Consider the following 11,678-nt stretch of genomic DNA (forward strand, 5'->3'; position numbering starts at 1 on the left):
TGCAAAATGATAATTATCATAAGCGCTCCCTAATTGGCAATTACAAATTAGAACATGATATAAATCATATTCTACACTATTGGTAGTCTTTAGCTTTGTAGGAAACAAAAATTTTATGTGCAGTATTGTTCAGAAGTATAATGTTCCTGGACCACGTTATACTAGTTATCCCACAGTACCTTATTGGAATTTAAATACATTTTCAGGAAAGAAATGGGAAGCATCTGTAAAGAAAAGTTTCGATGCGAGTAATTCAAAAGATGGTATTAGTTTATACATTCATTTACCATTTTGTGAAAGTATGTGTACGTTTTGTGGTTGCCATAAACGGATTACCAAAAGACACGATTTAGAGTTACCATATATAAAATCCATTCTCAAGGAATGGAAATTATATCGCAACCTCTTTTCGGAAAGGCCTATAATTAAAGAGCTGCATTTAGGAGGTGGGACACCTACTTTCTTTTCTCCAGAAAACCTCAAGTTTTTGGTTAATGGAATTCTAAGGTATTCGGAAAAGTCCAAAAACTATGAATTTAGTTTTGAGGGGCATCCGAATAATACTACCAAAGAACATTTGCAAGTCTTATACGATGTCGGTTTTAGGCGAGTTAGCTATGGGGTACAAGATTACAATGAAACCGTTCAGAAAGCCATAAATCGTGTACAACCATTTGAAAACGTAAAAAAGGTAACACAATGGGCTCGAGAAATTGGGTATACCTCAGTTGGCCATGATATTATCTTCGGACTACCCTTTCAGACTTCGGCTCATGTTGAGGAGACCATTCTAAGGACGAAAGAACTGATGCCAGATCGACTAGCATTTTATAGCTATGCCCATGTTCCTTGGATGAAGGGGAATGGACAACGAGGTTTTAAAGATAAAGATTTACCTACTGCCAATGAAAAAAGAAACCAATACGAACAAGGGAAAAAGCTTTTAGCGGAAGTTGGCTATGATGAAATAGGAATGGATCATTTTGCACTTCCGTCAGATAGTCTGCATCAATCTATGATTTCAGGTAAACTACACCGAAATTTTATGGGATATACAGCTTCAAAAACCCATTTAATGGTTGGGTTAGGAGCATCAAGTATCAGTGATAGCTGGTACGGTTTTGCTCAAAATGTAAAAAGTTTAGAGGAGTATCAACACTTGGTTGAAAATGATATACTACCCATTTTTAGAGGACATATATTGACAGGTGAAGACGAAATCGTACGTAGACATATCTTGAATTTGATGTGTCATTTTGAAACCTCTTGGAGTAAACACAAACTATATTTTGCTGAGATGGAACAAGTGCTGGAACGCTTACAGGAAATGGAATCTGACGGATTGGTAGTTATAGCGCAAAACCAAATCAAAATTACCGAAAAAGGGAAACCTTTTGTTCGCAACATCTGCATGGCATTCGATTTATTATTACAAAGAAGAGCGCCAGAAACGAAATTGTTTTCAATGACTGTTTAACTTTTATAAATTAAAAAAATGAAAAGTATTATAGTACCTGTAGATTTTTCCGAACAATCTGAGAATGCGCTGAAAGTAGCTGCAAAAATTGCTTTAGATAACAAGGCAGAACTATACGTGTTACACATGTTAGAGCTTTCACCGGTAATTATGTCGGATACTGGTTATATTTCCCAGGAACATATAGTCCATCTCATTAAAACCGGAGAAAAACGTTTCGTGGATTTTTTGGATAAGCCCTATTTAAAGGATATAAAGGTTTTTCCAATTATAAAGCATTACAAGGTATTTAGTGAAGTTAATGAGATAGTAGAAAAGCACGAAGCGGATTTAGTGGTGATGGGTTCCCATGGCACAGATGGACTAAAAGAAATTTTTATTGGGTCAAATACGGAAAGGGTAGTTCGTAATTCAGATGTTCCTGTCCTTGTTATTAAAGGTGAGGTAACCGATTTCAAATATGCACGGATGGTTTTTGCCAGTGATTTTAAAAAGGAAAGCATAGACGCTATATTAAAGGCCATGTCTTTTGCAAGATTACTAGGGGCAGAACTTGATCTTGTATATATAAATACACCGGCTGATGCTTTTTTGAGTACCAAGGATGCCTATCAAAAAATTTCCAACACCCTCAATAAGGCTAAGCTGGGGCTAGAAGTAGATATTTATAACGATTACTCTGTAGAAAAAGGAATACTTAATTATGCAGAATCCGTTAATGCGGATATAATTGGAATTCCGACCCATGGTCGAAAAGGATTGTCACACTTTTTTATGGGTAGTATAGGAGAAGATATTGCTAACCATTCACGATTACCCGTTGTTACATTTAAGATTTAAACTGGAAATCGTTTTGTTAGTTTTAAAGGAGGAAGTTTGGGGGAACTTCCTCCTTTTTTATAGTATTTCTTCCTATACTTCCCTAAGTGTGTTTATCATAAATTGATGTAGTAGTTCCATTTGCGGTTTCCCTTTTTGCTTTCCCATTCTACCAAAAGCATAGAGCATAAACCAAAGAATAACCATAAAAAGCATTAACCCTAATTGAAGTCTGTAGGGTTTGTTCAATGAGGCACTAGTGTATGCCCAAATGCCAAGAATGATAAATACAGTAGCTACCCCAAAATGTAAAAACATAAAAAACGTCCATAGGGTAGGGTTGGGGCCAAAAACACCGTAGACCTTACTATTCTTTTCATCTATCTTATCAATTTCAAGATGCAATTGCGGTGACCAAAAATGATTGTTTTTTTTATTGAATTTAATAAACACATGTTCATCAATTCGTTTAACTAAAAAAGGTTCTATTTGTAATTTTTCAAAGGATTGTTGAACTTTTTCTTTAGACATTGGCAGCTCCAATTGAAACCGTGGGCGTAAGACGATATCATTCGGAATTGGTTTCATTTAAAAACGATTTAATTATGACATTCTATAGCATTGGAAACCAATTCGACTACAGGTTCTGGAGATATATAAGGTATACCTAAACCTAAACCACGTAAAATAAAAAGCACACCAATTATGATTACAAAAACAGGTATTAATTTCTGAACTTTATTACGCATAGCGCCTTTTAAAAGCCCACTAAAATAAATTGCTGTCGTCATTAAAGGAATTGTTCCTAATCCAAATAAAACCATGTATAAACTTCCCTTTGCAGCGCTGCTCATTGCAATTGCTCCAAAAAGGGCTATATATACTAAACCGCAAGGGAGAAAACCATTTAAAAAGCCTATGGTCATAAACGTATCTGGTGATTTTTTCTTTAACTCTTCACCCAATTTATTTTTAACTTTTGAAATGATTTTAAAAATAGGCTTTGATAAGTTGTATTTGCTAAAGTTTTTATGAGGGACAAGCACCAAAATTATCATAACTACACCAATTAGTATAGATAGTTTTTGCTGTGCCCCAAAAGTATAAAGCCCTTTTCCTATAAGGCCAAATACAAGACCAATACAACCATAAGCAAGCAGTCTACCAACATGATAAAGAAATATCTGTCCTACTTTTTTATATGTATTAGTTCTATCAACAGGTAGTAAAAAAGCAATGGGTCCACACATGCCAATGCAGTGCAAGCTTCCCATTAGACCTAATATGACAGCAGATAAAAACATTTTAATAGGTTATACTTTCTTTATGCAAATATTCTTGATTCTCATATATCCATGAAACTTTAATATCCCAGCGACCATCCAACAAACGTTTGTCAGGTATGAGCAAATGTGCATTGGACAGATTTAAGTCTAAATCAAAGTCCAAGTGTTTGTTAGATGGTCTATATAGGGATATTCTTCCTTTTACTTTTTGAAAATCTAATTCTTTGGGAAATTCAACCAATAACCCTTCCTCAGTTTTCTTAACTTGGAGTTTTACCGAATTTTCGTTCGCATTGTTTTCGGCGTCGATTTCCTTTTGATACGCTAATTCGGCCTTGTAATATTCCTCAGTAACCAGATCGTGATTTGCCTTATTATCAATGCTCATCCGTACAACAAAAAACAAAATGAAGCATATAAAACCTATGAATGAAATTACTATTGCTGTTCCCCAATTTACTTTCATGATTATTTTTTTAGTATTCAACTCCCGTAAGAGGGTAATCTTTTTAATTTATAATTAGCACTATTTTTTAGATATCTAGTATGCCCAAAAAGACAGTAACTTATCTATAATTCCTGGGTGCTAAAAAAGCAGTTTTAGTTGTTTCTATTAATTTAATACCACTATAGACGCCTATCTTTATTTTCTCTTTATCACTTTTAATCGCCGCATTATCAATTTCAATAAAAAGAGTTCCCTCTGCCAACTCTTGAGCAGGTACCATAAAATTTTCATTACCTACCAATTTTATTGTTCCTTTATGTGAAAGCAGTTTAAAGCTTACTTCATTTACATCTTTAGAGGTTTTGTTTACCAATTTATAAGTGTATACATTGCTGATAATGTTTCCATCTTTATGCTCATATAATTGCCCGGGCAACCTTAGAATATTTGCCTCTAGATCGTTCCTTAAAAATAACATCCCGATTAAAACACCAATTAGGATGGTTAATACTGCGGTGTAGCCTTTTAAACGAGGCGTGAATTTGAATTTTTCTTTTTTGACGATTTCATCTTCACTTGCATATCTAATTAGCCCTTTAGGAAGATTTACTTTTTCCATAATGGTATCGCATTCATCAATACAGGCGGTACAGTTAACACATTCTAGTTGTGTTCCATTTCTAATATCTATACCAGTTGGGCATACATTTACGCATTGAAAACAATCGATACAGTCACCATTACCCAATGCTTTTCTATCTTCATTTTTTCGAAACTTTTTTCGCCCTTTTTCTCCTTCACCTCTTTTATGGTCATAGGCTACGACTATAGATTTATTATCTAACAAAACCCCTTGCATTCTTCCATATGGGCAGGCGATGATACATACTTGTTCTCTAAACCAAGCAAAAACAAAATAGAAGACGGCGGTAAATATTAATAACGAAATTAATGTGTTTACATGTTGTAAGGGGCCATCGATGATGTATTTGATTAATCTATCGCTTCCTATTAGATATGCTAGGAATACATTGGCTATTAGAAATGAAATTATAAAAAATATAACCCATTTAGTTACTCGTTTCCTTATTTTTCCTGCGTCCCAAGCTTGTCTTTCCAATCGCATTTGAGCACCTCTATCTCCATCAATCCAAAATTCTATTCTACGAAATACCATTTCCATAAAAATGGTTTGTGGACACATCCATCCACAGAAAATACGACCGAATGCAACAGTAAATAGTGCTACAAAGATTACTCCAGTAATCATGGAGATTACGAATAGGTGAAAATCCTGAGGCCAAAAAGGAAAGCTAAAAATATTAAAACGTCGTTCTAATACATTGAACATTAAAAACTGATTCCCGTTAATTTTAATAAAGGGGGCAGAAATTAAAAAGGCCAACAAAAAATAGCTTACATATTTTCTATATTTCCAGAATTTACCACTAGGTTTTTTAGGAAATACCCACGCACGTTTGCCCTCTTCATTTATGGTTCCAATAGAATCTCTAAAATTTTCTTGATCTTGTACCATTTTACGCTTATGTTAAGACCTCATTTGTAGTGAAATTTTTATTGGTTTAGTACTACTTTTGTTGAGTCAACAGCAATTGAGATAGAATCTTTTAACTGGTCTGGGGCTTTTTTGGAAACTTTAGGATTTACCCATAGCTCACCTTCAGCTGCTTTCGGGTTTTCGGCTATTTTTCCATTGATTTCAGTTAAAATGTAACTAGATACCTGCGCCATTTCCAGAGGTTTTAAAATCTGTTTCCAGGCAACCATTCCTTTACCATCTCTTCCTCCTTCTGAAATTGTATTGAAAACGTTTTTAATTCCGCCACCCAATATCCAGAATTCATCGGTAAGATTTGGCCCTATTCCGCCGCCTCCATCTGCCATGTGACAAGCAACGCAATTTGTTGTATAAATGGCTTTGCCAGCCGCTAAGTCTGAAGCTTCTGTCAATAGTTGAACTGTACTGGCATCAACTAAATTTTTAGCTGTTTTTTTATACTCTTCAATTTCTAGTTGAGCTGCGGCTACTTGTTGTTGGTATTCCAAATCTTGATCATAATCATTGAAAATATGAAACCTCACCAAATAGACTACCCCAAATATGATTGTTGCATAAAACATGTACACCCACCATGGTGGAAGCTTATTGTCCAATTCCCTGATACCATCATAGTTATGGTCCAATATAATTTCCCCTTCTGCTTCAATAGGTTTTGAACCTAGTAGTTTTTTGTACGCACGTTTACCCCAAGTCCATTGCCATTTTTTGTTTTTAGAAGCTAAATACCTCTCCTTAGCTTCATCATCCAAGGTTTGGTACATAACATTTTCTATCGCATTTAATATTAATTCTATGCCTATTAAAAGCATTAGAATAAATATTAAAAATAGCTGGGCCATTGGGTAAGTAATGAAGGCTGGTTTATCACCAGAATCAATAAAGTATTCCATTAACCCGAAAATGGTAAAAAATAACACAAGGACTCTTAACCATGAAAGTGAACTCTTCATATCTCTAAATTTTGTTGGTTTTCAGTTTCTAATGGCATTTCGCTCATTTCTTTTATATGCTCTTTTGATGCAGTGAACACCCACCAAAACAAAATCACAAAAAAGACAAAGAAAATGAGCAACGATATCATAGGGTATGTAGCTACATCCTCTATACTTTCCATATAACCTTTAACGAATTTTAGCATGACTTTTTAGTTTTGTGAAATTGTCTCGTTAGTTTCTTTTATTTTAATATCCGTGCCTAAGCGTTGCAGATAGGCGATTAAGGCCGTAATCTCTCTATCTCGCATTTCTATAAAATCTTCTCCATTATCGGCAGCATATTTTTTATCCCTTTCATAACCTTTTGCAAAATCAGGGTCTGCATATAGATTCTTTTCAATTTGTGTAGCTTGTTTATCCATATCTGTCAAGGCATTGGCAATATCATCTTCGGAATAAGGAACCCCAAGGGCTACCATAGCTTCCATTTTTGCTTGTATGCCGCTGCGATCATGCTCGTTTCTAACAAGCCATTGGTAGGCTGGCATTATAGAGCCGGATGAGGTACTCTGAGGATCATACATATGGTTTAGATGCCAATTGTCAGAGTATTTGCCACCAACTCTTAGCAAATCAGGACCAGTTCGTTTACTACCCCATAGAAATGGATGGTCGTAAACAAATTCTCCTGCCTTGGAATATTCTCCATAGCGTTCGACCTCACTTCTAAACGGACGCACCATTTGCGAGTGACAACCAACACAACCTTCCCTTATATAAAGATCTCGTCCTTCCAATTCTAAAGGTGTATAGGGTTTTACACTTGTTATAGTTGGAATATTGGATTTCACCAATATGGTAGGTACTATTTGTACAATTCCTCCAATTAAAATAGCTACGGTAGCTAATATGGTCAATTGAATAGGCTTTCGTTCTAACCAAGTATGGTATGTTTCGCCAGCCGTTCTCCTTTTTGAAACTTTGGTTAAAGCAGGAGCTTCAGCTAATTCATTTTCTACTTTACTACCCTGTCTTATTGTTTTTACCACATTGTATACCATAACACATGCACCAATTATGTACATACTGCCTCCAATAGCACGCATCCAATACATAGGCATAATTTCATTTACGGTTTCTAAAAAATTACCATAAACTAGAGTACCATCTGGGTTGAAGTCTTTCCACATTAATGCCTGTGTAAAGCCTGCAACATACATGGGTAATGCATATAGAATAATACCTAGCGTACCAATCCAAAAATGGAAATTAGCCAGTCCTTTAGAAGCTAGTTTGGTTTTAAACATTTTAGGGACCAACCAGTAAATCATTCCAAAGGTCAGAAAGCCGTTCCAAGCTAAAGCCCCAACATGAACGTGAGCAATAATCCAATCGCTAAAATGGGCAATAGCATTTACGTTCTTAAGCGATAACATAGGTCCTTCAAAAGTTGCCATTCCATATCCGGTAATTGCAACAACCATAAATTTTAACGTAGGGTCGGTGCGGACTTTATCCCAAGCGCCACGTAAAGTCAGCAGCCCATTTATCATACCGCCCCACGAAGGTGCTATGAGCATTACAGAAAAGGCAACACCTAAATTTTGAGCCCAATCTGGTAATGAAGAATATAATAAATGATGAGGTCCTGCCCAGATATAGATGAATATCAGTGACCAGAAATGAACAATCGAAAGTTTATAGGAATATACAGGTCTATTGGCCGCTTTAGGAACAAAATAATACATTAATCCTAAGAATGGTGTGGTTAAAAAGAAAGCAACGGCATTATGACCATACCACCATTGTACTAAAGCATCTTGTACACCTGCGTAAACAGAATAGCTTTTTAGCGCACTTACAGGTAGTTCTAAACTATTAAAAATATGAAGTACTGCTACTGTTACAAATGTGCCTAAATAAAACCAGATGGCAACATACATATGGCGTTGCCTTCTTTTAATTATAGTCCCAATTAGATTAACACCAAAAGCAACCCAGACTAATGCTATTGCAATATCAATAGGCCATTCTAGTTCCGCATATTCTTTTGATGTTGTATAACCTAAGGGGAGTGTAATTGCAGCTGCTACGATAATGGCCTGCCATCCCCAGAAATTGAATTTGCTTAAGAAATCGCTGTACATTCTTGCCTTTAATAGTCGTTGGGTAGAGTAATAAACTCCAGCAAAAATGGCATTACCTACAAATGCAAAAATTACTGCATTTGTATGCAAGGGTCTTAAGCGTCCAAAGCTCAACCAAGAAATACCGTCGGTCAAGTTTGGAAACATAAACATAAAAGCTAACAATAGCCCAACGGACATTCCCACAATTCCCCATAACATTGTTGCATAAAGGAAGTTTTTTACGATTTTATTATCGTAATAGAACTGCTGTGTTTCCATAATTATTCTTTTTTATTTAGTTGGATTATTTTCAATTTCTATTTTTTCCATAGGTACTTCATTACTTTCTTTAGATGAAGGCAAAACCAATTCATCCTCAAAAAGCATACGCACAGATGGTGTATATGAATCATCATATTGACCATTTTTAACGGATATGATAAATGCGATAAAAAAAAAGAATGCAACAATAATGCTTATGGTTAATAACACATAAATGACACTCATACCTACCTGAATTTGATTGTAAAACTACACTGGGGTTTTTCTAATAAATATGACATTTGTCATGTTTGAATTATTTTATTTTTCTTCCTAAAACATTGGTCATGACCGTTGTAAATGCAACAACACTTATAGAACTTAAAGGCATTAAAATTGCAGCTATTACGGGTTGTAATTGTCCTGTGACTGCATAGTATAGTCCAATTAAATTATATGCTAAGGACAGTATAAAACTTAGTTTTATGATTTTTATAGCCTTTTTAGATGCAAGCAAATACCTATACAGCTGTTGAAATTTAGAAGCATCTAAAATACCATCGCATGCAGGTGAAAATACATTTACATTTTCTGAAATGGCTATACCAATATTGCTTTGTGCCAGAGCTCCGGCATCATTTAATCCATCACCTACCATTAATACTTTTCTATCTTGCTCTTGCAGTGATTTGATAAATTCTAATTTGTCTTCTGGTTTTTGGCCAAAATAAAGGGGGGTGAGCTTCGGCAATAAATTTTTAAGGAGCTCTTTTTCTCCTTCATTATCGCCTGAAAGAATCGCAAGTTGCAAGGTTTTTGACATTGCTTTGAAAACTTCTGAAACGCCTTCTCGATATTGATTGTGAAATATGTATTTACCTTTATAGTCGTCATTATTGCTTATATGTACGGTAGTTTTAAGCGATTTACTTAGCTCATGTTCCCCAACAAAATCTGCAGATCCAATTTTAATATGATTACTGCCCTTATGTCCTTCAATACCTTTTCCAAGATGTTCTTCGTACTCATCTAAAGTAATAATATCCTGTTCTGCTAGCATTTCATACAATGTGCGACTTAAAGGATGATTTGAAGCTCTGATAGTATTTTTCAATAATTCTTCTTCTTGCGGTGTCAAAGGCATTCCTTCGTATGTAGCAATGCTTTTTTGAGAAGTAGTTATCGTTCCAGTTTTATCAAAAATAGCGGTATCGATTTGTGCCAGTTGTTCAATGGTTTGCGTGTCTTTTAAATAGAATTTTTTACGACCAAAAATTCGCAGCATATTCCCCAAAGTAAATGGAGCTGCCAATGAAATTGCACAAGGACAAGCAATTATCAATACAGCTGTAAAAACATTCATTGCTTTACTTATATCATAAAAGAGCCAAAATACAGTTGCTATTGTGGCGATTGATAGAACGGCTATTGTAAAACGTTTGCCAATACTATCAGTTAATGTTTGGAATGTATTTAATTTGTTTGTTTTAAATGCTGTATTACTCCATAGTTGGGTTAGGTAACTTTGAGACACTTTTTTTAGAGCCTCAATTTCAATAACACCTTGTAACTGTTTACCACCTGCAAAAACTTTATTGCCAGATTCTTTGCGCACTGGCTCGGATTCTCCCGTTACAAAACTGTAATCAATTCTGGCATTACCATTAATTAGAATGGCATCTACTGGGAGTAATTCTTCATTCCTAATAAGTAGACGGTCACCTCTTTTTATATCATGTACCTGAACGGTTTCTTCTTTTTTATCACGTGTAATTCGGGTAACTGCAATGGGGAAATACGATTTATAATCACGCTCAAAAGAAAGAAAGGAATACGTTTTCTGTTGGAAAAATTTGCCCAGCAGTAGAAAGAATATCAAACCTGTAAGGGAATCAAAAAAGCCTGGACCCAAATCAAAAATAATGTCTATTGTACTTCTTAAAAACAAAACTATAATCCCTAGAACTATAGGCACATCAATATTTAGGAAATTGGAGCGCAGTCCTTTGTATGCAGAAATAAAATAATCCCATCCAGCGTAAAATACTACAGGAAGTGAAAATGTGAACATCAACCAACGAAAAACATCTTTATATTGATTAAGCCAGAATTCCCCGCCAGATTCAGCACTTGACGATAAATCAAAATAATCCGGAAAGGATAGAAACATAACATTTCCAAAGGCAAAACCTGCAACACCGAGTTTGTATATTAAACTACGATTGACAGGTTTCTTTTTATTTTCGTAATCATCTAAAGAGATGTAAGGTTCGTATCCAATTTTTGTTAATAATAATACAAGCTCTTTAAGAGATATTTCATTGCTGTTATAAGATATTCTCAGCTTTTTCCTTGGAAAATCAACCAGAGAATTTTTAATAGCTGTATTGAGTTTTTTTAGATTTTCTAAAATCCAAATGCAAGAACTACAATGTATATAAGGAATATATAGGTTTATCAGTTGTAAATTTCCATCATTGAATTCTGTTAGTTTTTCAACAATAGCATTACTATCGAGAAAATCATACTTTCCTTCAACCTTTTTAGGAGTGGCTCCAGCAGCAGATTGTATATCATAATAATAGGATAGATCGTTACTAACGAAAATATCATAGACTGTTTTGCATCCATTACAACAGAATTTTTTATCATCAAATTCAATGATACTGTTACTACAGTCCTCACCGCAATGATAGCAGTTTCTACTATTCATAATTACATTTGCTTATACCTTGCTACAA

11 protein-coding genes are annotated in these 11,678 nt (G+C 34.9%); 2 read left to right on the forward strand and 9 right to left on the reverse strand.

The features are described 5' to 3' along the window. The first annotated feature begins 115 nt into the window (after positions 1-115). The gene (gene hemN, locus ACZ1GR_RS16435) at positions 116-1,477 is read left to right on the forward strand and encodes an oxygen-independent coproporphyrinogen III oxidase (RefSeq protein ID WP_472609939.1); all 1,362 of its coding nucleotides are present in this window, start codon (positions 116-118) and stop codon (positions 1,475-1,477) included. Between the two features lie 18 nt (positions 1,478-1,495). Next, positions 1,496-2,317: a universal stress protein gene (locus tag ACZ1GR_RS16440; protein ID WP_472609940.1), complete on the forward strand. Its 822-nt coding sequence runs from the start codon at positions 1,496-1,498 to the stop codon at positions 2,315-2,317. A gap of 72 nt (positions 2,318-2,389) precedes the next feature. On the opposite strand, the gene ACZ1GR_RS16445 is transcribed toward ACZ1GR_RS16440, so the two are convergent. From ACZ1GR_RS16445 to ACZ1GR_RS16485, 9 genes are all read right to left on the reverse strand, one after another. After that, the gene (locus tag ACZ1GR_RS16445) at positions 2,390-2,884 is read right to left on the reverse strand and encodes a GTP-binding protein (RefSeq protein WP_472609941.1); all 495 of its coding nucleotides are present in this window, start codon (positions 2,882-2,884) and stop codon (positions 2,390-2,392) included. A gap of 11 nt (positions 2,885-2,895) precedes the next feature. Next, on the reverse strand, positions 2,896-3,600 hold the full coding sequence (locus ACZ1GR_RS16450) for a sulfite exporter TauE/SafE family protein (RefSeq protein WP_472609942.1): 705 nt from the start codon (positions 3,598-3,600) through the stop codon (positions 2,896-2,898). A 1-nt stretch (position 3,601) separates the two neighbouring features. Then, the gene (locus tag ACZ1GR_RS16455) at positions 3,602-4,048 is read right to left on the reverse strand and encodes a FixH family protein (RefSeq protein WP_472609943.1); all 447 of its coding nucleotides are present in this window, start codon (positions 4,046-4,048) and stop codon (positions 3,602-3,604) included. A 100-nt stretch (positions 4,049-4,148) separates the two neighbouring features. Next, positions 4,149-5,567, reverse strand: a complete 1,419-nt coding sequence (gene ccoG, locus ACZ1GR_RS16460; RefSeq protein WP_472609944.1) for a cytochrome c oxidase accessory protein CcoG — start codon at positions 5,565-5,567, stop codon at positions 4,149-4,151. Positions 5,568-5,605: 38 nt separating this feature from the next. Beyond that, a complete protein-coding gene (locus tag ACZ1GR_RS16465; protein ID WP_472609945.1) occupies positions 5,606-6,562 on the reverse strand; it encodes a cbb3-type cytochrome c oxidase N-terminal domain-containing protein in 957 nt (318 codons plus the stop codon). Next, positions 6,559-6,750 carry a CcoQ/FixQ family Cbb3-type cytochrome c oxidase assembly chaperone gene (locus ACZ1GR_RS16470; protein WP_472609946.1) on the reverse strand — a complete coding sequence of 64 codons (192 nt, stop codon included), beginning with the start codon at positions 6,748-6,750 and terminating at the stop codon, positions 6,559-6,561. The genes ACZ1GR_RS16465 and ACZ1GR_RS16470 overlap by 4 nt, the downstream gene beginning before the upstream one ends. 6 nt (positions 6,751-6,756) lie before the next feature. Beyond that, the gene (gene ccoN, locus ACZ1GR_RS16475; protein WP_472609947.1) at positions 6,757-8,955 is read right to left on the reverse strand and encodes a cytochrome-c oxidase, cbb3-type subunit I; all 2,199 of its coding nucleotides are present in this window, start codon (positions 8,953-8,955) and stop codon (positions 6,757-6,759) included. Positions 8,956-8,967: 12 nt separating this feature from the next. Further along, the gene (ccoS, locus tag ACZ1GR_RS16480; protein WP_472609948.1) at positions 8,968-9,183 is read right to left on the reverse strand and encodes a cbb3-type cytochrome oxidase assembly protein CcoS; all 216 of its coding nucleotides are present in this window, start codon (positions 9,181-9,183) and stop codon (positions 8,968-8,970) included. A gap of 70 nt (positions 9,184-9,253) precedes the next feature. After that, entirely contained in the window at positions 9,254-11,650 is a 2,397-nt protein-coding gene (locus tag ACZ1GR_RS16485; protein WP_472609949.1) for a heavy metal translocating P-type ATPase, read from the reverse strand. Positions 11,651-11,678: the final 28 nt, after the last annotated feature.

This window comes from Croceitalea sp. W27 (assembly GCF_055693185.1).